This is a genomic window from Herbidospora mongoliensis, assembly GCF_001570545.1.
Taxonomy (GTDB): domain Bacteria; phylum Actinomycetota; class Actinomycetes; order Streptosporangiales; family Streptosporangiaceae; genus Herbidospora; species Herbidospora mongoliensis.
Map to the genome: position 1 here is coordinate 226170 of NZ_BBXD01000016.1, position 24564 is coordinate 250733.

At 69.7% G+C, this 24564-nt stretch carries 24 protein-coding genes; 17 read left to right on the forward strand and 7 right to left on the reverse strand.

The genetic code is table 11. The features are described 5' to 3' along the window. Window positions 1–116: 116 nt before the first annotated feature. The 5 genes from AW272_RS23830 (at window position 117) to AW272_RS23850 (ending at window position 4941) form a co-directional block, all read left to right on the forward strand. Complete coding sequence (locus AW272_RS23830; protein ID WP_245657689.1) at window positions 117–1271, forward strand: ATP-binding protein; 1155 nt, start codon at window positions 117–119, stop codon at window positions 1269–1271. Next, the gene (locus AW272_RS23835; RefSeq protein ID WP_066369186.1) at window positions 1268–1906 is read left to right on the forward strand and encodes a response regulator; all 639 of its coding nucleotides are present in this window, start codon (window positions 1268–1270) and stop codon (window positions 1904–1906) included. The genes AW272_RS23830 and AW272_RS23835 overlap by 4 nt, the downstream gene beginning before the upstream one ends. A gap of 27 nt (window positions 1907–1933) precedes the next feature. Further along, window positions 1934–3391 (forward strand): glutamate-cysteine ligase family protein, encoded by a 1458-nt coding sequence (locus tag AW272_RS23840; protein ID WP_066369190.1) that lies wholly within the window; start codon window positions 1934–1936, stop codon window positions 3389–3391. Between the two features lie 78 nt (window positions 3392–3469). Then, on the forward strand, window positions 3470–4177 hold the full coding sequence (locus tag AW272_RS23845) for a neutral zinc metallopeptidase (RefSeq protein WP_066369192.1): 708 nt from the start codon (window positions 3470–3472) through the stop codon (window positions 4175–4177). A 17-nt stretch (window positions 4178–4194) separates the two neighbouring features. Continuing rightward, window positions 4195–4941: a CPBP family intramembrane glutamic endopeptidase gene (locus AW272_RS23850; protein WP_245657690.1), complete on the forward strand. Its 747-nt coding sequence runs from the start codon at window positions 4195–4197 to the stop codon at window positions 4939–4941. Here the strand turns inward: AW272_RS23850 and AW272_RS23855 are convergent. Genes AW272_RS23855 through AW272_RS23870 form a run of 4 tightly spaced genes read right to left on the reverse strand, consistent with a single transcriptional unit; the run spans window position 4930 to window position 8250 of the window. Then, the gene (locus AW272_RS23855; RefSeq protein WP_066369198.1) at window positions 4930–5649 is read right to left on the reverse strand and encodes a PIG-L deacetylase family protein; all 720 of its coding nucleotides are present in this window, start codon (window positions 5647–5649) and stop codon (window positions 4930–4932) included. The two genes, AW272_RS23850 and AW272_RS23855, sit on opposite strands and share 12 nt — an antisense overlap. 57 nt (window positions 5650–5706) lie before the next feature. Further along, on the reverse strand, window positions 5707–6543 hold the full coding sequence (locus tag AW272_RS23860) for a M23 family metallopeptidase (RefSeq protein ID WP_066369201.1): 837 nt from the start codon (window positions 6541–6543) through the stop codon (window positions 5707–5709). 17 nt (window positions 6544–6560) lie between these two features. Further along, window positions 6561–7421: a M23 family metallopeptidase gene (locus AW272_RS23865; protein ID WP_083958605.1), complete on the reverse strand. Its 861-nt coding sequence runs from the start codon at window positions 7419–7421 to the stop codon at window positions 6561–6563. Window positions 7422–7434: 13 nt separating this feature from the next. Beyond that, window positions 7435–8250, reverse strand: a complete 816-nt coding sequence (locus AW272_RS23870) for a M23 family metallopeptidase (RefSeq protein WP_066369202.1) — start codon at window positions 8248–8250, stop codon at window positions 7435–7437. A gap of 183 nt (window positions 8251–8433) precedes the next feature. Here AW272_RS23870 and AW272_RS23875 point away from each other — a divergent pair, with 183 nt between their 5' ends. From AW272_RS23875 to AW272_RS23885, 3 genes are all read left to right on the forward strand, one after another. Next, window positions 8434–9237: a hypothetical protein gene (locus AW272_RS23875; RefSeq protein ID WP_066369205.1), complete on the forward strand. Its 804-nt coding sequence runs from the start codon at window positions 8434–8436 to the stop codon at window positions 9235–9237. A 57-nt stretch (window positions 9238–9294) separates the two neighbouring features. Further along, on the forward strand, window positions 9295–11535 hold the full coding sequence (gene pcrA / locus AW272_RS23880; protein WP_245657691.1) for a DNA helicase PcrA: 2241 nt from the start codon (window positions 9295–9297) through the stop codon (window positions 11533–11535). Window positions 11536–12035: 500 nt separating this feature from the next. Continuing rightward, window positions 12036–12986: an amidohydrolase family protein gene (locus AW272_RS23885; protein WP_066369209.1), complete on the forward strand. Its 951-nt coding sequence runs from the start codon at window positions 12036–12038 to the stop codon at window positions 12984–12986. A gap of 161 nt (window positions 12987–13147) precedes the next feature. Here the strand turns inward: AW272_RS23885 and AW272_RS23890 are convergent, their stop codons facing one another. Beyond that, window positions 13148–13990: a hypothetical protein gene (locus AW272_RS23890; RefSeq protein ID WP_066369211.1), complete on the reverse strand. Its 843-nt coding sequence runs from the start codon at window positions 13988–13990 to the stop codon at window positions 13148–13150. A 184-nt stretch (window positions 13991–14174) separates the two neighbouring features. Here AW272_RS23890 and icmB point away from each other — a divergent pair, with 184 nt between their 5' ends. From icmB to AW272_RS23910, 4 genes are all read left to right on the forward strand, one after another. Then, window positions 14175–14576, forward strand: a complete 402-nt coding sequence (icmB, locus tag AW272_RS23895) for a coenzyme B12-dependent isobutyryl CoA mutase small subunit (protein ID WP_066369215.1) — start codon at window positions 14175–14177, stop codon at window positions 14574–14576. Between the two features lie 213 nt (window positions 14577–14789). Then, window positions 14790–15971: an ADP-forming succinate--CoA ligase subunit beta gene (sucC, locus tag AW272_RS23900; RefSeq protein ID WP_066369220.1), complete on the forward strand. Its 1182-nt coding sequence runs from the start codon at window positions 14790–14792 to the stop codon at window positions 15969–15971. Next, the gene (sucD, locus tag AW272_RS23905; RefSeq protein ID WP_066369223.1) at window positions 15971–16846 is read left to right on the forward strand and encodes a succinate--CoA ligase subunit alpha; all 876 of its coding nucleotides are present in this window, start codon (window positions 15971–15973) and stop codon (window positions 16844–16846) included. Before sucC ends, sucD begins: the two co-directional genes overlap by 1 nt. 130 nt (window positions 16847–16976) lie before the next feature. Continuing rightward, a complete protein-coding gene (locus AW272_RS23910; protein ID WP_066369225.1) occupies window positions 16977–18512 on the forward strand; it encodes a cell division protein PerM in 1536 nt (511 codons plus the stop codon). On the opposite strand, the gene AW272_RS23915 is transcribed toward AW272_RS23910, so the two are convergent. Further along, the gene (locus AW272_RS23915) at window positions 18509–18910 is read right to left on the reverse strand and encodes a hypothetical protein (protein WP_066369226.1); all 402 of its coding nucleotides are present in this window, start codon (window positions 18908–18910) and stop codon (window positions 18509–18511) included. The genes AW272_RS23910 and AW272_RS23915 overlap by 4 nt on opposite strands. Window positions 18911–19006: 96 nt before the next feature. Between AW272_RS23915 and purN the strand changes: the two genes are divergently transcribed. From purN to AW272_RS23930, 3 genes are read left to right on the forward strand one after another with little or no spacing between them, the layout of a single operon-like run. Beyond that, the gene (gene purN / locus AW272_RS23920; protein ID WP_066369227.1) at window positions 19007–19612 is read left to right on the forward strand and encodes a phosphoribosylglycinamide formyltransferase; all 606 of its coding nucleotides are present in this window, start codon (window positions 19007–19009) and stop codon (window positions 19610–19612) included. 23 nt (window positions 19613–19635) lie between these two features. Beyond that, window positions 19636–21177, forward strand: coding sequence for a bifunctional phosphoribosylaminoimidazolecarboxamide formyltransferase/IMP cyclohydrolase (gene purH / locus AW272_RS23925; protein WP_066369230.1), 1542 nt, complete (start codon window positions 19636–19638; stop codon window positions 21175–21177). Between the two features lie 9 nt (window positions 21178–21186). Beyond that, a complete protein-coding gene (locus AW272_RS23930; RefSeq protein WP_066369238.1) occupies window positions 21187–22047 on the forward strand; it encodes a bifunctional methylenetetrahydrofolate dehydrogenase/methenyltetrahydrofolate cyclohydrolase in 861 nt (286 codons plus the stop codon). 90 nt (window positions 22048–22137) lie between these two features. Here the strand turns inward: AW272_RS23930 and AW272_RS23935 are convergent, their stop codons facing one another. After that, window positions 22138–22803 carry an FHA domain-containing protein gene (locus AW272_RS23935; protein WP_066369240.1) on the reverse strand — a complete coding sequence of 222 codons (666 nt, stop codon included), beginning with the start codon at window positions 22801–22803 and terminating at the stop codon, window positions 22138–22140. Window positions 22804–23032: 229 nt separating this feature from the next. On the opposite strand from AW272_RS23935, the gene AW272_RS23940 reads away from it, so the two are divergent. Both AW272_RS23940 and AW272_RS23945 read left to right on the forward strand, forming a co-directional pair. Continuing rightward, window positions 23033–24154 carry a citrate/2-methylcitrate synthase gene (locus AW272_RS23940; protein ID WP_066369242.1) on the forward strand — a complete coding sequence of 374 codons (1122 nt, stop codon included), beginning with the start codon at window positions 23033–23035 and terminating at the stop codon, window positions 24152–24154. 64 nt (window positions 24155–24218) lie between these two features. Further along, window positions 24219–24533: a DUF3017 domain-containing protein gene (locus AW272_RS23945; RefSeq protein WP_066369245.1), complete on the forward strand. Its 315-nt coding sequence runs from the start codon at window positions 24219–24221 to the stop codon at window positions 24531–24533. Window positions 24534–24564: the final 31 nt, after the last annotated feature.

Sequence of the window (24564 nt, forward strand, 5' to 3'; positions counted from 1 at the left end):
GGGGACGTCCCTGAGACCCCTCTCAGGGGCTCGCCCTGATGCCCGTGCGCGATGCGACATGTGACGATGCAGGAGCAATGTCGGAGAATCCTGGCGCCGCGGAGGCGTCCCCCAGAATGCTGAGGCCCCGGGCCGGGCGCGTGGTCGCCGGTGTCGCCCAGGGGGCCGCCGCTCAGCTGCGCCTCGACCCGGTCGTGCTGCGGCTGGCGTTCGTGCTGCTCACGATCCTCGACGGGGTCGGTGTGGTGGCGTACGCCGCCTTGTGGATGTTCACCGCGACCCAGCAGATCGAGCACCACGACCGCGCGGGCAGCCGTGACTGGGGCCAGGTGGCCGCCTACGGCCTGCTCGGGTTCGCCTTCGGGGCGCTCGCCCTGGTCAGCGGGGCGGCGGCCGGCGGCCTGGCCATGTGGCCGATCGCCGTCGGCGGCATCGGGTCGCTCATCCTGTGGCAGCAGGCCGATCCGGGCCTGCGGCAGAAGTGGATGACCTCGACCGTCGGCCGGGTCCGCGCCACCTGGGTGCGGTCGGGCATCGGCCTGCTTCTCGTGGGCGTCGGCGTCATCGGGTTCCTGGCCGCGCAGGACCAGCTCGCCCAGGCCAGCACCGGGCTCGTGTTCACCGGTGTCGTGCTCGGCGGCGTCGCGCTGATCGCCGCCCCGTGGCTGGCGGGGCTGTGGCGGGAGCTGCAGAAGGAACGTACGGAGAGAATCCGGCAGGAGGAGCGCGCCGAGGTCGCCGCGCACGTCCACGACTCGGTGCTGCACACCCTGACCCTGATCCAGCGCGCCGCGCACGACCCGCGCGAGGTCACCCGCCTGGCCCGCAGCCAGGAGCGCGACCTGCGCAACTGGCTCTACATGCCGAAACAGGACGCCGACGCCACCCTGGCCGCCGCCGTCCGGCGGGCCGCGGCCGAGGAGGAGGACGCCCACGGCGTCCCGATCGAGATCGTCTGCGTCGGCGACTGCGACCTGGACGACGGCCTGCGCGCCATGGTCCACGCGGCCCGGCAGGCGATGGTCAACGCGGCGAAGTATTCGGAATCGTCCGTGGTATCGGTTTACCTTGAGGTCGAGCCCGGCGAGGCCACCGTCTTCGTCCGGGATCGCGGCAAGGGGTTCGTTCTCGACGACGTACCGGGCGACCGGATGGGCATCCGCCAGTCGATCATCGGCCGGATGGAGCGCTTCGGCGGCACGGCCCGCGTCAAGACGGCCCAGGGCGAGGGAACCGAGATCATGTTGACGATGAAGAGGACCACAGGATGAAGACGGTAAGAGTGCTGATCGTGGACGACCACCGGCTGTTCCGGTCGGGTGTACGGGCTGAGCTCGGCCCCTCCATCCAGGTGGTCGGCGAGGCAGAAGACGTCGAGACGGCCGTCGCCACGATCGCCGAGCTCCAGCCCGATGTGGTCCTGCTCGACGTGCACATGCCCGGAGGCGGCGGGGTCGAGGTGCTGCGCCGGGTGCTGACCGCCGGCGCCCAGGTGCGGTTCCTGGCGCTGTCGGTCTCCGACGCCGCCGAAGACGTGATCGGCGTGATCCGGGGCGGCGCCCGGGGTTACGTCACCAAGACGATCAGTGGCGCCGAGCTGACCGACGCGATCTCCCGGGTGGCCGACGGCGACGCGGTCTTCTCACCCCGCCTGGCCGGTTTCGTGCTCGACGCGTTCGCCTCGACCGAGGCCCCGCCGATCGACCCCGAGCTCGACTCGCTCACGCAGCGCGAGCGGGAGGTGCTCCGGCTGATCGCGCGCGGGTACGCGTACAAGGAGATCGCGAAGGAGCTTTTCATCAGCGTGAAGACCGTGGAGACGCACGTCTCGTCGGTGCTGCGCAAGCTCCAGCTCTCCAACCGCCACGAGCTGTCGAGATGGGCCACCGCACGCCGTCTGGTTTGAAAGCCTCTGTCGTGGCAGTCTGACGAAATGGGGCGAGACGTACCCGCGACGCAGTTCAGCCGGGATGACCGGCGGCGCTACCGCGACAAGCTGAAGCGCTCGCTCGACGTGCTCGCCCGGATGCTCGGTGAGGCCCGGTTCGACGCCGAGCGGCCGCTGGCCGGGCTGGAGATCGAGCTCAACCTGGTCGATGCCCGGGGCGAGCCGGCGATGAAGAACGCCGAGGTGCTCGACGCGATCTCGGCGCCCGACTGGGCCACCGAGCTGGGCCAGTTCAACGTCGAGATAAACGTCGAACCGCGCGAGCTCGGCGGCAACGGCCTGGTCGAGCTGGAGCAGACGGTCCGCAACTCCCTCAACCATGCCGAGGAGCAGGCCCGCACGGTCGGCGGCCACATGGTCCTGGTGGGCATCCTGCCGACGCTCAAGGAGAGCGACCTCCACGAGGGAACCCTGTCGGCCAACCCCCGATACAAGCTGCTCAACGAGCAGATCTTCGCCGCCCGGGGCGAGGACCTGCGCATCGCGATCGATGGCGTCGAACGCCTGCACACCTACGCCGACAGCATCACCCCCGAGGCGGCCTGCACGAGCGTCCAGCTGCATCTGCAGGTCAGCCCCCGCAACTTCGCGGCACACTGGAACGCCGCCCAGGCCATCGCGGGCCCGCAGGTCGCCGTGGCCGCCAACTCGCCCTACCTGTTCGGCAAGGAACTGTGGCGCGAGACCCGGCTGAGCCTGTTCGAGCAGGCCACCGACACCAGGTCCGACGAGCTCAAGGCCCAGGGCGTCCGCCCCCGCGTCTGGTTCGGCGAACGCTGGATCACCTCGGTCTTCGACCTGTTCGAGGAGAACAACCGCTTCTTCCCCGCGCTGCTCCCGCTGTGCGAGGACGAAGATCCGGCGATGGTCCTGGAGGCCGGGGGAGTGCCCACGCTGGGTGAGCTGACCCTGCACAACGGCACGGTCTACCGCTGGAACCGGCCCGTCTACGCCGTCTCCGGCGGCCTCCCGCACCTGCGCGTGGAGAACCGGGTGCTGCCCGCCGGGCCGTCGGTGGCCGACATCGTGGCGAACGCGGCCTTCTACTACGGCCTGATGCGGGTGCTGCCGTTCGCCGAACGGCCGGTCTGGACGCAGATGTCCTTCTCGGCCGCCGCCGACAACCTGCGCGCGGCGTCCCGCTACGGCATCGACGCCCACCTCTACTGGCCCGGCCTGGGCGAGGTCACCGCCTCCGAGCTGATCCTGCGCCGCCTGCTGCCGCTCGCCTACGACGGCCTCAACCTGTGGGGCTGCGACCCCAAGTGCCGCGACCGCCTGCTCGGCATCATCGAGCAGCGCTGCCTGACCGGGGTGACCGGCGCGACCTGGCAGGTCCGCAAGGTCGGCGAACACGGCGGCGGCCACGAGGCGATGCGGCGGATGACGGTCGAGTACATGGCCAACATGCACACCAACGAACCTGTTCACCGCTGGGGCTAGAACTCCGGTCTTCTCAAGAAATATCCGTATTTGATAGGCAGGATTGGGGGCGTGCACTTAGTAACAAGGCTTCTCACGGTGTCCCTCCTGGTCCTGACCGCCGCCTGTGGAGAGGTCACCGCCGCCGACCCATGGACGACCGAGCCGGTCCCGGAGGTGACCGCCCCCGACGCGATCGAGACCGACTTCGACCGGCCCGCGGAGGCGGCGCCCGGCGACGACTGCAGCGTGAAGGGCGAGACCTTCTCCGAGGACGTCCGGCTGGCCCGCTGCCTGACCGAGGAGTTCTGGACCAAGCAGTTCGCCGACTCCGGCGGCACCTACCAGCCGATCAGCAGGTTCATCGAGTACAACGGCAACGACGGCCCGGCGTGCGGGGGCCAGGCGTCCGTGCCGAACAACGCCTTCTACTGTCCCGACGGCCACTTCATCGCCTACGACGCGACGTGGCTCCAGAGCCTGTACGACCAGCTCGGCGACGCCGCCGTCTACATCGTGATCCCCCACGAGTTCGGGCACGCGGTGCAGAACCAGCTTGAGTCCGACCACGAGTTCACCATCCAGTCGGAGCTGCAGGCGGACTGCTACGCCGGCGGCACCCTCAACGGCCTCATCACCGGCGGCCGGCTCCAAGCCCAGGAGGGCGACGACGCCGAGCTGATGGCGAACCTGGAGGCGGCCGGCGACCCCACCGACGCCTGGTGGGAGCCCGGCGCCCACGGAACCGGGGAGCAGCGGCAGCTCAACTTCGCACGGGGCTTCGACCGGGGCGTCGGGGCCTGCTGAAAGGGCAGGAGTGACTGATGGCTCACGCGATGGCGAGTGGACAGGCCCGGCGACGCCGGGTGCAGCGACCTGGTGCGGCGCTCGGGGCCGCGGTAGGGGTACTCGCCGTGGCCAACGTCCTCAACAACACGGTGGCCCGCCGGTACGCGCCGCTGACCTCGGCGGTGGCGACCGGGGCACTGCTCCTGATCGCCCGCCAGGCCGGTTCCGGCGCGCGTGACCTCGGCTTCGCCACGCCCGCCCGGGGCGCCCTCATCGGCGGCGGCCTGGCCGCCGCCGTGGCGGCCGGCTACACCGCCGGCGTCCTGCTGCCCCCCACCCGTCGCCTGTTCCTCGACGAGCGGGCCCTCGCGCTCACCCGGGCCCGGCTGTTCGAGGAGGCGCTGCTGCAGGTTCCCGTGGGGACGGTGCTGCTGGAGGAGGTGGCCTTCCGCGGGGTGCTCCCAGAGCTGTTCGGCTACTCCCTGAAGCCCCGCGCCGCCTCGGTGGCCTCGAACGCGCTGTTCGGCCTGTGGCACGTGCTGCCCGCCCTCGACATGGCCCGCGCCAACCCGGCCGCCGCCAGAGCGGGCACCCCCCGGCTGGTCGCCGGGACCGTGGCCACCACGACCCTGGTCGGGCTGGGCTTCCACGAACTGCGCAGACGCGGCGGCCTGCTGGCCCCCGCGCTGCTGCACATCGCGACCAACTCGCTGGGCTTCCTCGCGGCCCGGGGCGCCCGCCGGATGAACGCGCGCCGGCTGCTGAAGAGGTCAGCCCGTTGAGATCACGTGGAAGGCCTCCGCGTACGTCCCCTCCGGCAGCCCCGCGCCGGCGGCGTTGGCCGACAGGAAGCCCTTGACCATGCCCTCCAGGTCGGCCATGTGCCCGGTCTGCGACTCGTGGGCGCGCAGGGCGGCGATCTTCCGGTCGACCGTGGCGGTGATGTCGACCCAGTGGTTGGGGGTGGGGGTGCCGATCATCCAGACCTCCTTCACCGTCCAGGCCTCCAGGCCCTCTTCGGTCAGCAGGTCGGGGAAGGCGTAGGGGTTGCGGGCGTCGGGGTAGACCGCGTCGAGCGCGGCCGAGCCGACCGCGCGGTGGTCGGGGTGGCTGGGGCCCAGCCGGGCGTAGTTCCGTTCGGGGGTCGAGGTGATCACCAGTTCGGGCCTCACCTGGCGGATCACCCGGGTGATGTCCTTGCGCAGCGCGAGGGTGGCCTCGACGGCGCCGTCGGGGTAGCCGAGATGACGTACATCCGAGACCCCCACGCTCTTCGCCGCGGCCGACTGCTCGGCGCGGCGGATCTCGGCCATGCCCGCGCCGTCGGTCTCACGGTCGAAACCGCCGGCGTCGCCCGAGGTGGCCAGGAGGTAGACGACCTCGACACCCCGATCGGTGAAGGCCGCGACGGCGCCCGCGCCCCCGAAGTCGATGTCGTCGGGGTGCGCGGTCACCACCAGCACGGTCCGGATCTCAGCGGCGTCCAGCATGTGTCCTCCTAGTAGTTCATTTGTGCGAACAGTAGGACCGACGCCGCCGATTCCCGGCTAGCAGTTGACGATGTCGTTGCCGTCGTTGTCCTTGGCGACGTCGTTGCCCCAGCGGGACAGGTAGTAGGCCGAGACCCACTGGCCCTGCCAGGGGTTGCCCTCGTCGAGGTCGGTCTTCAGCCACCAGGTGTTCCAGGCCGAGCCGACCTGGACCTTCGGGCCCTTGGCGCGGCAGTAGACGTAGTTCGTGCCCTTGTAGAGGGTGCCGGTACGTGTGCCGCCGGGGGAGGAGTAGCCGGGGGCGTCGGCGAACGTGTCGACCCACTGCTTCCCCGGTGTGGACGGCGGAGTCGTAGCGCCGCCGCAGTTGGTGCTGGTCATGTTGAACGGGCCCGATGGGGTCGGGTTGGCGGTGCGGCCCTGGATGACCGGGATCACGATGTGCTGGGTGTCGCCGTTCGTCGTGCTGTTGGGGTTGGCGAGCTGCTCGTAGTGCAGGTGCGCGGTGCCGGTCCCCACGCTGCCGACGTAGCCGATGACGTCGCCGCGCTTCACGTTGCCGATCCCGCGCACCCCCGTCATGTGCAGGTAGACGGTGAACCAGCCGCCGCCGTGCGCGATCTCCAGGCCGCCCGGCGAGAACGTCTCGTGGATGTAGCCGTCGGCCGAGGCCAGCACGGGCACCCCGGTCTGCGGTCCGGGGACCTTGTACATGTCGATCTTGCCGACCGGGGTGTGGCCGTTGTAGGTGGTGAGGGCGACGACGGTGTTGCAGGCGTAGGGGAGCCGGAAGTCGGGGCGCGGGCCCAGCGCGGCCGCGCCGGCGGCCTGCGGGACCGCGAACGTGGAGGCGAGGACGGCGGCGACGGCCGCGATGATGCGGAGGGGTCTCATGTCAGGGTCCGTTCGGGTCAGCAGGGGCGGATGTCGTTGCCGTCGTTGTCCTTGGCCACGTCGTTGCCCCAGCGGGACAGGTAGTAGGCCGAGACGTACTGGTTCTGCCAGGGCGAGCCCTCGTCGAGGTCGGTCTTGAGCCACCAGGTGTTCCAGTTGGAGCCGACCCGGACCTCCGGGCCCCGCACCCGGCAGTAGACGTAGTTGGTGCCGGCGTAGAGGGTGCCGGTACGCGTGCCGCCCGGTGTGGAGTGGCCGGGCGCGTTGGCGAAGGTGTCGACGTTGACCTTCGTGGGCGCGGGCGGGGGCTGGGTGCCGCCGCAGTTGTTGCTCGTCACGTTGCGCCAGGTCTGGCCGTTGCCCTGGCCGTACTCGACGCCGTTGAACACCGGGCGGACCCGCTCGGTGCCGCTGGCGCCCCAGGTGGCGGTGCCGTTGCCGTTGGCGTCGTAGTTCTGCTCGAAGTGCAGGTGCGGGTGGCCGTTGGAGGTGTCGCCGGTGGCGCCGACGGTCCCGATGACCTGACCCTGCGACACGGTCTGGCCGACCGAGACCGAACGGGTGGCCATGTGCAGGTACGTGGAGTACCAGCCGCCGCCGTGGTTGATCTGGATGACGTTGCCGGGCCCGTTCGCGTCCTGCCGGTAGGACAGCTTGACGGTGCCGGCCGCCGACGCGAGGAGGGTGGCGCCGTTGGTGCCGGTCTGGTTGGGCTCCTTGACCATGTCGAGTGCGGGAGCGTGCGCCCAGGTGTCCAGGCGCCACTGCTGGCCGCAGAGGAAGGGCAGCTGGAAACCGGGCTTGGCCTGGGCGGGTGCGGCGAAGACGAGGCTCGCTCCGGCGACGGCCAGGGCGGTCAGTGCGGACAGGCGCTTCATTTTTTCGGTCCTCTCAACAGGTGCGGATGTCGACGCCGCGGTTGTCCTCGGCGACGTCGTTGCCCCGGCGGGACAGGTAATAGGCGGAGACGTACTGGTCGGTGAAGGGCTCGCCCTGGTCCAGGTCGGTGCGCAGCCACCAGGTGTTCCAGGCCGTACCGGCCTGCACGGTGGGGCCCTTGACCTTGCAGTAGACGTAGCTGGTCCCGGCGTGGAGGACGCCGGTCCTGGCGCCTCCCGGGGTGGCGCGGCCGGGGGCGTCGGCGAAGGTGTCGACGTAGTAGAGGGTCGGTGGCGGCATCGGGCCCACGCCGCAGTTGGCGCTGACAGCGGGGGTCGCGGCCGGATACCAGGAGCGGGCCAGCGGGACGCCGTTCAGCACCGGCCGCACGACGACGCCGTCGTGGATCTGCTCGTAGTGCAGGTGCGGCCCGCTGGTGAACGTGCCGGTGTTGCCGACCTGGGCGATCTGCTGGCCTCGTGCGACGGTCTGGCCGACCGTGACGCGGACGCTGGACTCCCGCAGGTGCATGTAGCGGGTCCGCCAGCGGTCGCCGTGGTCGAGGGTGACGACGTTGCCGGCGTCGTCGTGCCACTCTGCCTCGACGACCGTGCCGCCCTGGGAGGCGAGCACCGGCTTGCCGAGCGCGGGGGAGCCCCGGGGGACCATGTCGATCTTGTCGGGATCGGCGTGGTCGTCGTGGGTGTAGGTCTGCCACGTCTCCCCGCAGGGGACGGGTAACTGGAGGTCGGGCCGGGCGGCGGCGTCGGCGCCAGGTGTGACTGTGCAGGCGCTGACGATCATGAGCGCCGCGACCGTTGTCCTCATCGTGCCTCCTTTCCTTCCGGGTGCCGTCGAAATGAAGCACGGCGGCTCGGGGCGGCGGCAGATGTGCGCTGATCAGAACGTTCTGAACGGCGTTCTCCCAGCTCGGAGGCTCCGTTCAGAACTGGTTGACCGTGCTGTCAGGGGGCAGGCATGATGCTGCTCGGTCGACCGTGGGGGTGTGACGTGGCCGCTGTCGAAGCACCGCCGCCCGATCCGGACGGCGTCTCCACCTGGCCGGAGCTGACCGAGAAGCTCCGCGAGCTCCATGTGTGGTCCGGAAGGCCGAAGTACGCCGTCCTGTCGGCCCACTCGAACCTGGCGCCGTCGGCCATCTCGGGCGTCATCGGCAAGAACCCGCTGACCCGCCCGCCCGAGGCCACCACGCTCCGCTTCGTCGAGGCCTGTCTCACGTACGGGAAGGCCCCTACCAAGGAACTGCACCGCTGGTCGGCCGTCTGGACCCGGCTGTCTCAGCAGCCCGAGAGCGCCCAGCCGGTGGGGGCGCCGCCGCCCCGATTACGGCCCCGGTGGCACCTGCCCGCGCTGGCCGGTGCCGCCGCCGTCGCCGGAGCGGTGATCGTGGCCTTCGCCCCCGCCCTGCTGACCGGCGCGGGCACCCCGGCGGCCATGCCGACCGGCGGTGAAGCCCCCGCCGCCTGCTCGCCCGATCCGGAACGCATCGAAGATCTGCGCCGGAGCCTGATCTGGGACGGCGTCTTCCGGTGCGGCAACACCCCGGAGATCTCCGTCTACGAGCATCCCCGCGTCGGCGCCATCGTCGGCCTGCTGGTCACCGGCGACAACTGGTTCGTCTGCTGGACGCGCGGCGAGCGCCACCAAGGCGGCAACGACGTCTGGTACTACACCCAGGGCGACCACTCGGCCGCCAAGAAGGAACTGGAGGCCTGGGGCTTCGTCCCGGCTGTGAACCTCGACACCACCACCGATCCCGACCCAGGTGTGGACCGCAAGTGTTCGTTCACTTGAGCACTGTGTCTTTGCTTCGCGGAGCGAAGTGTCAGTGGGCGGCTCTAACCTAGACGCGTGACCCATCCCTTGCTTGACGGCCTCAACCCCCAGCAGAAGGAGGCCGTCGTCCACCAGGGCGGCCCCCTGCTCATCGTCGCGGGAGCCGGGTCGGGCAAGACCAGGGTGCTCACCCACCGCATCGCCTATCTACTGGCCGAGCGCGACGTGCATCCGGGCGAGATCCTCGCGATCACCTTCACCAACAAGGCCGCGCGCGAGATGAAAGACCGGGTCGACAAGCTGATCGGCCCGCGCTCGAAGGCCATGTGGGTGATGACCTTCCACAGCGCCTGCGTGCGGATCCTCCGCCGTGAGGCCAAGCGGCTGGGCTTCACCTCCAGCTTCTCGATCTACGACCAGGCCGACTCCCAGCGCCTGATGGCGATGGTCTGCCGCGAGATGGACCTCGATCCCAAGCGCTACCCCCCGAGGTCGTTCTCCGCCCAGGTCAGCAACATGAAGAACGAGCTGGTCGACTACGAGACCGCCCTCGACAAGGCGCAGACCCACCTCGAGAAGACGGTCGCCGAGGCCTACCGCACCTACCAGCAGCGCCTCACCGAGGCCGGCGCGATGGACTTCGACGACCTGATCATGCTCACGGTCACGCTGTTCCAGCTCTTCCCCGAGGTCGCCGAGCACTACCGGCGCCGGTTCCGCCACGTCATGGTCGACGAATACCAAGACACCAACCACGCGCAATACACGCTGGTCAGGGAGATGGTCGGCGTCGAGGAGAAGCGCACCGCCGACGGCGACCCAGTCAGGCCGGGCACCGAAGACGCGCTGCCCCCCGCCGAACTCGTGGTCGTCGGCGACGCCGACCAGTCGATCTACGCCTTCCGCGGCGCCTCGATCCGCAACATCCTGGAGTTCGAGCGCGACTATCCGTCGGCCAAGACGATCCTGCTCGAGCAGAACTACCGCTCGACCCAGACGATCCTCAACGCGGCCAACGCGGTCATCTCCCGCAACGAGAGCCGCAAGCCCAAGAACCTCTGGTCCGACCAGGGCGCCGGCCCGAAGATCGTCGGCTACGTCGCCGACAACGAACACGACGAGGCCACTTTCGTCGCCCAGGAAGTCGACCGCCTCACCGACGACGAGGGCGTCAGCCCCGGCCAGGTGGCCGTCTTCTACCGCACCAACTCGGCCTCCCGCGTGTTCGAGGAGATCTTCATCCGCACCGGCCTGCCCTACCGGGTCGTCGGCGGCGTGCGCTTCTACGAGCGCAAAGAGGTCAAAGACCTGCTGGCCTACCTGCGGGTGCTGTCGAACCCGTCCGACACGGTGTCGCTCCGTCGGATCCTGAACGTCCCCAAGCGCGGCATCGGCGACCGGGCCGAGGCGACGGTCGAGACGTTCGCACTACGGGAGCGCGTCTCCTTCTGGGAAGGCCTGCGCCGCGCCGAGGAGGCGCCCGGCATCGCGACCCGCTCGCTCAACCAGATCCGCGAGTTCGTCACCCTGCTCGACGGCCTGCGGGGGAAGGAGCTCACCATCTCCGACCTGGCCGAGGAGATCCTCACCACCACCGGCTATCGCACCGAGCTGGAGACCTCCGGCGACCCGCAGGACGAGAGCCGCATCGAGAACCTCAACGAGCTCATCTCGGTCGCCTCCGAGTTCGAGGCGGCCAACCCCGAGGGCAACCTGGTCGACTTCCTGGAGCAGGTCTCCCTGGTCGCCGACGCCGACTCGATCCCCGACCCCGAGAGCGGGGCCGGCGGCGTGGTGACCCTGATGACCCTCCACACGGCCAAGGGCCTGGAGTTCCCCGTGGTCTTCCTGACCGCGCTGGAAGACGGCGTCTTCCCCCACATGCGCTCCCTCAGCGACCCCAAGGAACTGGAAGAGGAGCGCCGCCTCGCTTACGTGGGCATCACCCGCGCCGAGAAGCGCCTCTACCTGTCCCGAGCCGCCGTCCGCACCGCCTGGGGCGCCCCGTCCTTCAACCCCGCCTCCCGCTTCCTGTCCGAGATTCCGGGCGACCTGGTCGAGTGGCGCAACGACCCGAAGAAGAACGCCTGGAGCGCCGCGACCAAGCGGGAACTGCGCCCTCTGTCGAACCGGGGCACCGGAAAGCCGGTCCTCCAGCTGACCCCCGGCGACCGGGTGACCCACGACCAGTTCGGCCTCGGCACCGTGATGCTGGTCGAGGGCGAGGGCGAGAAGACCCGAGCCAAGATCGACTTCGGCAGCTCAGGCGAGAAGACCTTGATGGTCAACTACGCGAAGACCCTCGAAAAGCTGTAAATCCCGCCAGGCGCCTCGCCTGCTGTGATCTGCACGGGTGACCTGCGCGAAAGGTCTCGCTGCTTGCTCCTTTCGCGTTTGCTCGCCTCCTTGCTGTCGAGGATCTGGGCCTCGCTGGGATTTCGTCAGCAACGACTTCGCCGGTATTGGGCCTTCGTGGCTGCTGGGTTTGTCGCCACTGGTCTATTTGTCGGTGGCAAGCTCGCCGCCGTTCCGGGTCTTTTCTTCCGTTACGGCTCCGCCTACTTGGGCACCGCCCGCCGCCCCGGTCCTGTCCGTATCCGGCGCCAACCGGCCGCTCCCGGTCGCGCCGCGCCACGGAACAGGCGTGCCACGGAACAGGCGCGCCACGGGACCACGCGTGCCACGGAACGGGCGAGGGCAGGGGACGGGTCAGGGCGTGAACTCGGGCGGGTGGGGGAGCAAGATCCGAGAAAGGGTGACGCAGGGCCGCGGAATGCGATATTTCCTGACGCGGACACCCGAGAGACGAGGATCACATGGCCGGGGAACTGATCGACGTACACGCTCATTTCGTGACCGCCGACTACGTCGAGGCCGCCACGGCCGGCGGGCACGTCACGCCTGACGGCATGCCCCGCTGGCCCTCGTGGAGCCCCGAAGAGCATCTCCAGCTGATGGACGCCAACGGCATCCGTACCGCGATGCTGTCGGTCTCCTCACCGGGCACCCACTTCGGTGACGACGCGGCGGCGCGGGCGCTCTCGCGGCAGGTCAACGACCACGCCGCTAAGGTGGTCCGCGATCATCCCGGCCGGTTCGGTCACTTCGCCTCGCTGCCGCTGCCCGACGTCGAGGGCAGCCTGGCCGAACTCGCCCACGCGCTCGACGACCTCGGCAGTGACGGTGTCGCGTTGATGAGCAACGCCCACGGCCGCTATCTCGGCGACCTCGCGTATGAGCCGCTCTGGGCCGAACTCGATCGCAGGCGGGCGGTCGTGTTCGTCCACCCGACCTCGCCCCTGAACCACGAGCAGGTCGCGCTGGGCCGCCCGAGGCCGATGCTGGAGTTCATCTTCGACACCACGCGGACGGTCTCCGACCTGGTCTTCACGGGTGTCCTGACCCGGTACCCCGGAATCCGGTGGATCTTCACCCACGGTGGCGGCACGCTGCCGCTGCTCGCCGACCGCATGGAACTCTTCCGGACCGCCTTCAACGGCGGTTCCCCCGACGACTCCACGGTCGTCGAGCAGGTCGCGGCGCTGTGGTTCGACATCGCCGGAACCCCGTTCCCCCGCCAGGTCCCCGCCCTGACGAAGGCCTTCGGCACCGACCGGATCCTCTACGGCAGCGACTACTGCTTCACCCCGATCCCGGCCGTGGCCGGACAGGTGGCGTCAATCGACGCCGCCCCGGAACCCGAGGGAACGACCTGGCGGACGCTGACCACAGCCAACGCCCGCCGCCTGCTGACCCACGAGGCCTGAGGCCGCCGGGCCCGGTGCGGCCCGGCGGCACCCGCCGTTTGCGGACGCAGGAGACCTGAGGCCCCCGGCCTGGTGCAGCCGAGGTGTGGTCCGGTGCCGACCACGGCCAAGGTCTGCCGGTTGCCCGCGCGGGTCGGTTGGCCCGCGCGGAGAGGGCCTTGTCAGGCCGCCTTGGCGGTGATCTTGCTCAGCGGGGCGCTGGACTCGGACAGGCCGGCCTCGAAGTCGATCTCGTCGAGGTCCGCGACGCCCTCGGTGGGGGCCTTGACGGACACCTTCGTGCCCCACGACAGATACCGGGTGTCGGCGGAGACCGTGCCGCTGGTGAGGCCCACGGCGCTCGCCTTGGTGCTGCTGACCAGGCGGATCACCAGGCCCTTGGCGTTCACGTAGAGCTTGAAGGAGACGATGGCCTTCTTCTGGGCCGCCGTCGGCCGCTCGGTCGGCAGGACGCCCTGGAGCCACTTCGAGGTGGTGTAGATCTCACCGAGGGTGATCTTGCCGGTGTACACGGAGCCCGTCAGCTTGCTCTTCTTGATGAGCTTCTGCAGCGTGGCCGGCTCGGTGGGGTTGATGAACTGGCCGAAGGGGCCGGTCACACCGGTGGCGGGGCCGCCGGGGGCGCGCAGCCAGGTCTTGTCCTCGGGCAGGAAGCTGCCGAAGATGCCGCCCTTGATGTAGGCGGTGTTGCCGACCTTGATGACCTGCTCGGGCTTGAGCAGCGGCTGGATGTCCTCGGGCATGGCCGCGATGTCGGCCGCCTTGAGGTTGAACTTGGTGGTGAGGTCCGACGCGGCCACGCCGGCCCGGCCGAACTGGAACGTTCCGGTCCGACGGCTGAAGATCGCGCCCCCGGTGGAGAACTTGTCGTTGAACTTCACGCCTAACCCGGTCTTGAACTGCGCCTTGAGCGCGGCGACGGGGTTGGGCGCGGCATACGCGGGCGGGGCGTGGACGGCCGTGACGGCCACCGTGCACGCCGCGATGGCGAGGATTCGCCTCATTGGTGGGGTTCCTCCGAGATAAGTCCCAAATGGGAGAGGGGACGGGGAGGATTCTGCCGGAACATCTATCTCAAATCGATCACTTATCGCGTCTTTTCACAAAGTTCACATATGAAACACCAACAAACCCCGTCAAGCCGAGGCTCCTCAGGGGTGACCAGGTCACCGGGCTACAGTGCGAAGCATGGAATCCAGGATCCGGATCGTCGTCGCCAAACCCGGCCTCGACGGTCACGACCGCGGCGTGAAGGTCGTCGCCCGCGCCCTGCGAGACGCGGGCATGGAAGTCGTCTACACAGGTCTGCACCAGACCCCGGAGCAGATCGTCCGCACCGCCATCCAGGAGGACGCAGCCGCGATCGGGCTGTCGATCCTCTCCGGCGCCCACATGACCCTGTTCGCGAAAGTGATGGAACTCCTGCGCGATCAGGAAGCCACCGACATCGTCGTCTTCGGCGGCGGAATCATCCCCGAGGAGGACATCCCGGAACTCCGGCGCATCGGCGTGGCCGGCATCTTCACCCCCGGCGCCACGACCGAGGAGATCGTCGAGTGGGTGAGAACGACGATTCCGACCTCGGTTTGACCGGCGGCCAACCGCCCATTCGGTACGTTTCCGGTAGCCCCCACAACCCCAGCGCGGACGTCTAGTACATAACGGGAAAGTCGGCAACCCCCAAACGCCCCCCTATGACCTCGCCACGTACGCCCTGGGGCTAGGCTTTCTGCGCGGAAATGCCAGGCAGGACGACGGCGCCCTGTCCAACGGCGCCCTCGACATTCAAAGGGACGGACCCTCGTGGACCTGTTCGAACATCAGGCGAAGGAGCTCTTCGCCGCGTACGGCATCCCGGTGCCGCGCGGAATCGTCGCGCACACCGTGGCGGAAGCACGCACGGCGGCCGAGCAGCTGACCGGGCGGGTCGTGGTCAAGGCCCAGGTGAAGACCGGCGGCCGCGGTAAGGCCGGCGGCGTGAAGGTGGCCGACGACGCCACCGACGCCGAGACGAAGGCCAAGGCCATCCTCGGCATGGACATCAAGGGCCACACGGTCCACAAGGTCCTGGTGGAAGAGGCCAGCAACATCGCGGAGGAGTACTACTTCTCCTTCCTGCTCGACCGTGCGAACCGTACCTTCCTCGCGATCTGTTCCGCCGCAGGCGGCATGGACATCGAAGAGGTCGCGCACACCGCCCCCGAGAAGGTGGCGAAGATCGCGGTCAACCCGATCGACGGCATCGACCTGGCGCGGGCGCGCGAGATCGCGGCGGCCGGCGGGCTGCCGGAGAAGTCGCTCGACGGGGCCGCGGAGCTCATCGAGCGCCTGTGGGCGGTCTTCGTCGATGAAGACGCCTCACTCGTCGAGGTCAACCCGCTGATCCTGACGGCCGACGGCCAGGTGAAGGCGCTCGACGGCAAGGTCACGCTCGACACCAACGCCGACTTCCGCCAGAAGGAGCACGAGTCCTACGTCGACAAGGCGGCGGAAGACCCGCTGGAGGCGAGGGCCAAGGAGAAGCACCTCAACTACGTGAAGCTCGACGGCAACGTCGGCATCATCGGCAACGGCGCCGGTCTGGTCATGTCCACCCTCGACGTGGTCGCCTACGCCGGCGAGCAGCTCGCGGGCACGCCGAAGCCGGCCAACTTCCTCGACATCGGCGGTGGCGCCTCGGCCGAGGTGATGGCCAACGGGCTGGAGATCATCCTGTCCGACCCGGCCGTGAAGTCGGTGTTCGTCAACGTCTTCGGCGGCATCACCGCCTGTGACGCGGTCGCCAACGGCATCGTGAGCGCCTTCCAGCTGCTGAGCGACCGGGGTGAGGCGGTCTCCCGCCCGCTCGTGGTCCGTCTCGACGGCAACAACGCGGCCCTGGGCCGCGAGATCCTGCAGAACGCCGCCCTCCCGGGCGTCGAACTTGTCGACACCATGGACGACGCGGCCAAGCGCGCCGCCGAACTCGCTGCGGTAGGTGCGTAATGGCCATTTGGCTCACCGAGAAAAGCAGAATCATCGTCCAGGGCATCACGGGGTCCGAGGGCACCAAGCACACCCTGCGGATGCTGGCCTCCGGCGCCAACGTCGTCGGCGGCGTGAACCCGCGCAAGGCGGGCACCACTCACGAGGGCCTGCCGGTGTTCGCGACCGTCGCCGAGGCGATGGAGAAGACCAGGGCCGACGTCAGCGTCATCTTCGTGCCGCCGGCGTTCACCGCCGGTGCGGTGAAGGAGGCGATCGACGCCGAGATCCCCCTCGCGGTCGTCATCACCGAGGGCGTGCCGATCCACGACACGACCGAGTTCTGGGCCTATGCCACCGCCAAGGGCAACAAGACCCGGATCATCGGCCCGAACTGCCCCGGCATCGCCTCGCCCGGCGCCTCCAACGCCGGCATCATCCCCGCCGACATCACGACTCCGGGCCGCATCGGCCTGGTCTCGAAGTCGGGCACGCTGACCTACCAGCTCATGTACGAGCTGCGCGACTTCGGCTTCTCCACGGCGGTCGGCATCGGCGGTGACCCGGTCATCGGCACCACCCACATCGACGCCCTCCAGGCGTTCCAGGACGACCCGGGCACCGACGCGATCGTCATGATCGGCGAGATCGGCGGCGACGCCGAGGAGCGTGCGGCGGCCTACATCGAGAAGCACGTGACCAAGCCCGTCGTGGCCTACGTCGCCGGGTTCACGGCGCCTGAGGGCAAGACGATGGGCCACGCCGGCGCCATCGTGTCGGGCTCGGCCGGCACCGCCCAGGGCAAGAAGGAAGCCCTGGAGAAGGTCGGCGTCCGCGTCGGCAAGACTCCGAGTGAGACCGCCCGTCTCATGCGGGAGATCATGCAGAACCGTTGATAGTTCCCTGAGAACCCCGGCGCCGAGCGCCGGGGTTCTCGGTTCTCCCAAGAACACCCCAAGGACAAACGGGACGCCCATCGGCGCGGCGTGACCGTGTAACGGCCCGCCCTTGAGAGCATCGGCTACTGTGACGGCGCTTCTCGACCAGATTCGGACAGTCCCCCGGGCCGTCTTCGGCGACGACGATCGGCGCCCGCTGCCGGTGTCCGGCATGCTGGCCGCGGCGGGCACGCTCGGCATCGGCCTGGCGGTGCTCACCACGTTGACGCTGATCGGGTGGATCGCCGCGCCGCGCGGCACGTTCGGCGCGGGGCTGCCGGGGGTGTTCCGGACCGCCTGCCAGCTGTGGCTGGCCGCCCACCACGCCGGGTTCGAGATCCCGGGTGGAGGCAGGGTCGGGCTGCTGCCGCTGGGCCTGATGATCCTGCCGGGCACCCTGCTCTACCGGGCCGGACTGTGGATGGCCCGAGACGCCGACCTGCGGCTGCGGCTGCCGGCGCGGCTGCCGAAGGGCTCGTCCAAGGACCTGGCGAACGCCCGCCGCAAGGCCCAGCTCATCCTGATCGCCCGCGCCGGCATCTCGCTGGCCGCGCCCTACGCCCTGCTGGCCGGGATGATCGCGCTCGTCGGCCGCAACGAGGTGACCGAGCCGTTCGTGGCCGAGGCGCTGATCAGTCATCTGGTGCTGGCGTTCCTGGCCGGTTCGGTGGCGGTGGCCCGCACGATCGGGCCGTGGCGGGCGATGGTCCGGCTGCTGCCCGAGCGGCTGCGCTCGGTGGTGGTGGGCACGTTCGTGGCCGTGTCGCTGATGCTGGCGTCCGGGCTGCTGCTGGTGCTGGGCCTGATCGGGGTCCACTTCGACGAGATCCAGCGGCTCACCGAGGCGCTCAGCCCCGGCCTGGTGGGCGGCGTGCTGCTCGCGCTGGTCGAGGGGCTCTACCTGTTCAACGCGGTGATCTGGGGGCTGGCGTACATCACCGGACCCGGGTTCGCCATCGGCGCCGGCACCCTGGTCGCGCCGACCGGGGTGAAACTCGGCACGATCCCGTCGCTGCCGCTGCTGGGCGCGCTGCCCGAGTCGGGTCCGGTCCCACCGTGGATGATGGCCGTGGTGGCGCTCCCCTTCGCGGCCGGAGCGGTGGCCGGGGTGGTGGTGGCCAGGATCGCGCCCACGCCGTCACTGGAGGCGGCGCCGCTGTGGGGGTTCGTCTGCGGGCTGAGTTCCGGGGCCGTCGCCGGGCTGCTCGCAGCGCTGTCGGGCGGCCCGCTGGGCGGCGCCCGCATGGCCGCCGTCGGGCCGTCGGCCTGGGAGGTGGCCTTCTCGGTCACCCTGGAAGTGGGCGTGGCCGCGGGCATCTCGGCCGGGCTGGCCAACTGGTGGCTGATCTCCCACACACCCGCCCAGCAGCCGATCGCCGAGGTGGTCACCAAGGTCAAGAAGAAGCGCAAGGCCAAGAAGGAACCCCTGCCCGGCCACTGGATGGACGCCACCGAGGCCGACACCATCGCGATCCCGGTCATCCGCGACATCGAGCCCGACGACCACGCCGTGGAGACCTTCGCCCGCAAGCGCTCGACCCCGACCAGGCCCGACGACGACGAGGAACCGATCGACCAGCCGACCGGCGCCCACGTCACCTATCTCAACAGCAAAACCGACTAACCGGGCAGCGGCATGTTCGCCGGCCATGGCATGCCGAGCTTGGTCTCCAGCGCCGACTTCAGCGCGTCGGAGCACTCGGTCTGCGCCGTGACGGTGCCGGCCCCCTTCAGGCATTCCGTGTACGCCGTCAGCTCGGTCCCCAGGTAGATCTGCACCCCCGTGGTGACCCCGCCGAGGATGAACGCCAGCGACGAGATGAGCACCGCGCCCGTCGCCATGCCGGTGGGCTGGCCGCCCTTCTTGAGCGTCCGCAGGTCGCGGATGCCCACGATGACGCCGAACACCGACAGGGCCAGGCCCATCGTCGGCACGAACAATGTGAAGATCAGCGCCATGAGACCGAGCGCCAGCGCCCGGCGCCCGCCCATCTCCGCAGCCGTCGTCAGTGGTGTGGTCAAGATGTCCTCGCCTTGCTGATAGGGCCTTCGCGCCGCACGACGGCGTGACCGATACCCTTTGTCACGCACCCGTTCACTTCCCCGAAGGAGACCGCTCTGTCTTCACGGCTCGTGGTCCTCGTCTCGGGTTCGGGGACCAACCTACAAGCCCTACTCGACGCGGCGGCAGATCCGGCCTACGGCGCGACCGTCGTGGCCGTCGGGGCCGACCGTCCGGCGATCGAAGGGCTGGCCCGCGCGGAACGCGCCGGTCTGCCCACTTTCGCCGAGCGGGTAAGTGATCATACGGCCCGCGAGGCGTGGGATTCCGCCCTCGCCGCGAAGATCGCCGGCTATGAACCCGATCTGGTGGTGTCGGCCGGGTTCATGAAGATCCTCGGCCCGGCCGTGCTGTCGCGGTTCACGGTGGTCAACACCCACCCGGCGCTTCTCCCGGCCTTCCCCGGCGCCCACGCCGTCCGCGACGCGCTCGCCTACGGCGTTAAGGTCGCCGGCTGCACCGTCCACCTCGTCGACGACGGGGTCGACACCGGCCCGGTGATCGCGCAGACGGCCGTCCCGGTCGAAGACGGCGACGACGAGGCGGCTCTGCACGAGCGCATCAAGGTCGTCGAGCGGACGCTGCTGGTCGAGGTCGTCGGGCGGATGGCCCGGCAGGGCTGGCGGGTCTCCGGGCGCACGGTGCGCCTGGACACCCACTGAACAGAACAACAGGAGGCTACACAGTGACTCGGATCGCCATCCGGCGCGCGCTGATCGCGGTTTACGACAAGACCGGCCTGGAAGACCTGGCCCGGGGCCTGGAAGCGGCGGGTGTGGAGATCGTCTCGACCGGCGGCACCGCCGCCGCCATCGCCTCCTACGGCATCCCGGTCACGAAGGTGGAATCGCTGACGGGCTTCCCCGAGTGCCTCGACGGGCGGGTGAAGACCCTCCACCCGCGCGTGCACGCCGGGCTGCTGGCCGACGGCGCCAACCCGTCCCACGTCACCCAGCTCGAAGAGCTGGAGATCGAGCCGTTCCAGCTCTGTGTGGTCAACCTCTACCCGTTCCGCGAGACGGTGGCCTCGGGCGCCTCCGACGCCGACTGCGTCGAGAAGATCGACATCGGCGGCCCGGCGATGATCCGCGCCGCCGCCAAGAACCACGGCACCGTCGCCGTGGTCGTCGACCCGCGCGCCTACCCGGCCGTGCTGGCCGCGATCGGCGAGGGCGGCTTCACCGTCACCGACCGCCGCCGCCTGGCCGCCGCCGCCTACGCCCACACCGCCAGCTACGACGTGGCCGTCGCCTCCTGGTTCGCCAACGTCTACGCCCCCGAGGGCGAGTGGCCCGCGTTCATGGCCGCCGACTGGAACCTGAAAGACGTGCTCCGTTACGGTGAGAACCCTCACCAGCGCGCCGCCCTCTACTCGACGGGTTCGGGCGGCCTGGCGGGCGCCGAGCAGCTTCACGGCAAGGAGATGTCCTACAACAACTACGTCGACGCCGATGCCGCCTGGCGCTCGGCCTGGGATTTCGACTCCCCGGCCGTCGCGATCATCAAGCACGCCAACCCGTGTGGCATCGCGGTCGGATCCGACGTCGTCGAGGCACATCGCAAGGCCCACGAGTGCGACCCGGTCTCGGCCTACGGCGGCGTCATCGCGGTCAACCGCGAGGTCACCAAAGCACTGGCCGAGCAGATCGCGCCCATCTTCACCGAGGTCGTCGTCGCGCCGTCGTTCGCGGCCGACGCCCTGACCGTCCTGCGGGAGAAGAAGAACCTCCGCCTGCTGGCCTGCCCCCAGGGCCCTCGCAACGCCGCCGAGTTCCGGCGGATCGACGGCGGGCTGCTCGTGCAGACGGTCGACCGGGTCGACGAGCCCGGTGACAAGGTCGCCGGTTGGGAGCTCAAAGCCGGTCCGGCCGTCTCCGACGAGACCCTCGCCGACCTCGAGTTCGCCTGGAAGGCCGTGCGGTCGGTCAAGTCGAACGCGATCCTGCTGGCCGCGGGCGGCGCCTCGGTCGGCGTCGGCATGGGCCAGGTCAACCGGGTCGACTCGGCCCGCCTCGCGGTCACCCGGGCGGGGGAGCGGGCGGCCGGTTCCGTGGCCGCCTCCGACGCGTTCTTCCCGTTCGCCGACGGCCTGCAGGTGCTGGTCGACGGCGGCGTGACCGCGATCGTGGAGCCGGGCGGCTCGATCCGTGACGACGAGGTCATCGCCGCGGCCCAGGCCGCCGGTGTGAGCCTCTACTTCACCGGCACCCGCCACTTCTTCCACTAAGGGGCACACATGAGCGCAGGGATTCTCGACGGCAAGGCCACCGCGGCAAAGATCAAGCTCGACCTGGCGCTGCGCGTCGGCAAGCTCGCCGAGGCGGGCATCACCCCGGGTCTGGGCACGGTCCTGGTCGGCGACGACCCGGCCAGCCACATCTACGTCGCCAGCAAGCACCGCGACTGCGCCGAGGTCGGCATCAACTCGATCCAGCGCGAGCTGCCCGCCGACGCCACACCCGGGCAGGTCGAAGACGTCATCGACGAACTCAACGCCGACCCGGCCTGCAACGGCTACATCGTGCAGCTCCCGCTGCCGCGCCACCTCGACACGATGGCCCTGCTGGAGCGCGTCGACCCCGCCAAGGACGCCGACGGTCTCCACCCGGTCAACCTGGGCCGGTTGGTCCACATGGTCGAGGCGCCGCTGCCCTGCACTCCGCGTGGTGTCGTGCGGCTCCTGCGGGAATACGACGTGCCGATCAACGGCGCCGAGGTCGTGGTGGTGGGCCGGGGCATCACGGTCGGCCGTCCGCTGGGCCTGCTGCTCACCCGCCGCTCCGAGAACGCCACCGTCACCCTGTGCCACACCGGCACCCGTGACCTGGCCGATCACGTGAGGCGGGCCGACATCGTCGTCGCGGCGGCCGGGGTGCCCGGCCTGATCACAGCCGCGATGGTGAAGCCGGGGGCGGCCGTGCTCGACGTGGGCGTCTCACGGGTCGACGGAAAGATCGCCGGCGACGTCGCGGCCGACGTCGCCGGGGTCGCCGGATGGGTCGCGCCCAACCCCGGTGGGGTCGGGCCGATGACCCGCGCCCTGCTGCTGACCAACGTGGTCGAGGCCGCGGAGCGGGACGCGGGTCTGTTGAGCTAGGAAGCGGAGACCCCTCGCCGAGCCCCGCCTGTCTTCGGGCAGATTCCTAGCGCGAGCCACAGCCGGCCTTCGGCCGTCTGCGTCTCGCTTTCAGCTCGCTCGGCGCCCCGCTGTGGGCGCCGACGCGGGATGCGCCGCCGGAGTTCCGCTTCCCTCGGTCGCCCTCTGCGGGGGGACGACCGGTGTCGGGCGGACCAGCCCGAGCGCGACCACCTCGTTGGCGAGGCGGGTGCGCCGGTTGGTGCCCTCGGGAATGCGGAACTTCTGGTAGAGCCGCAGCAGGTGCTGCTTCACCGCGGCCTCCGTGACGACCAGGTCGTCGGCTATCTCGCGTGCGGTCGCGGGCGCCACGAACGCCTCGTCCGAGAGCGCCGGTCGACACAGCGAGGTAAGGACGTCGACCTCGCGCCGGGTGAGCTCGGGTGCGGCGGCTCGCCGCAACTCGACCTCTGGCGCCAGGTCTTCGCGCGGTATGCCGCCCACCCGCGCGCGGGCGGCGCCGAACGAGACGACGTCGCCATCGTCAAGGACCCTCCGGGCGATCGGCCTGCCGTTCACCCGTGTGCCGTTGCGGGACAAGCCCAGGTCAACGACATACAGGTAAGGTCCCCGTCTGACGAACTCGGCGTGTAAACGCGACACGCTCGGGTCTGTCAGCCGGATGTCGGCACCTCGGCCCCGGCCGATCGTGGTGATCTCGGGGCGCAAGGGCACCACTTCGCCGGTGTCCTCGATCCGTATGAACGGCCCCTCCACGGCAGTTCCTCCCCAGGTAGCCCGCCGTTACTTTCACATCAGCTGCGGCTTACCCAAACGTGGGGATCGGGAATCGCCTTTGCCTTGACCAGAATCGGCGCTGAATTGGTCTGGACCTCAAAGCGAGATGCGGCCGGCCGTAGCTCGCGCTGGGAACCTGTTCCGAAGGAAGAGGTGCTTTACCAGCTCACGGGTAGACTTTCGCAGTAGATAAGCGGAGGAAACACTCATGGCAGACAAGCCCACCAAAGGCCTCGCCGATGTCGTCGCCGCGTCAACAGCGCTCAGCGACATCGACGGCAAGGCCGGTCTGTTGTTCTACCGCGGATACGACATCCACGACCTGGCCGGCCGCACCACCTTCGAGGAAACCGCTCACCTTCTCCAGCACGGCACCCTCCCGAACCGCGACCAGCTCGCCGAATACGGCGCGGAACTCGTGCGGGGGCGCGCGCTCGGCAGTCTCGTCGAGCAGAACATCGTGGAGATCGCCGAGAAGCAGGAGCCCATGGAGGCCCTGCGCACGTTGCTCTCCCTGACCAGCGCGGAGGATCCCGACAAGGACTCCAACGCCGCCGACGCCAACCTGCGCAAGGCGGCCCGGCTGACGGCCCTCCAGCCGGTCCTGGTGGCCCGCTTCCACGCGGCCCGCCGGAGCGCGGAGATCCCCGAGCCCGATCCCGACCGGTCGATCGCGGCCAACTTCCTGCTCCAGATCACCGGCAAGGAGCCGACGCCCAGGGAAGTCGAGATCTTCGACGAGTGCCTGGTGCTGCACGCCGACCACACGATGAACGCCTCGACGTTCGCCGCCCGGGTCTGCGCGGCCACCTTGTCGGACATGCACTCGGCCGTGGTCGCCGCCATCGGCACCCTCAAGGGGCCGCTGCACGGCGGGGCCAATGAGCAGGTCATGCGGACGCTGGAGACGATCGACGCCGGCGGCGTCGCCGAGGCCGTCCGCGGCAAGCTGGCCGGCGGCGAGAAGATCATGGGGTTCGGTCACCGGGTCTACAAGACCGAAGATCCGCGGGCCACTCATCTGCGCCGCCTGTCCGAGGAGCTGGGCGAAGCGTCCGGAGACGACACCTACTATCGGATGTCGAAGGAGATGGAGGAGGTCGTCTTCGCGGAGAAGGGCCTCTACCCCAACGTCGACTTCTACGCCGCCACGGTCTACCACTTCCTCGGCATCCCGACCGACCTGTTCACCCCGGTGTTCTCGGTCAGCCGGATGGCGGGGTGGACCGCCCACGTGATCGAGCAGCACGCCGACAACAGGCTGATCCGCCCGGACAGCGAGTACATCGGCGCGCGCGACCAGAAGTGGGTCCACATCGACGAGCGGTGAGAATCACCGCCGCAGCTGACACTCCATAGAGACGGAACCGACCATCAACACCAACGCGAGGCGCATGGCCTGGGGGGCCTACGTGATGGTGGCCGCGGGCGCGGCCACCGGGCTGATCCTCATCGCCGTGCTCCCGGAACCATGGCTGGGCGGCGTCGTTCTGGGCGCCGCCTTTCTCACGGGCGCGGTGCTGCGGCTACTGCTTCCCCGGCGCCACTCCGGCGGGCTCTCCGTCCGCTCCCGCGTGGCCGACACCGTCACCCTGACCCTGTTCGGGTTGCTGATGGTGGCGGCCGGGGTCCTGCTGGAGGTCGACCTCCATCCCTCCGACCTCATCGTCGACCAGGTGCGGCCGTCCGATAGCCTCGTCGGCCAGTGACCTCAAAAAGGACTCCGGCCACAGTTAGTTC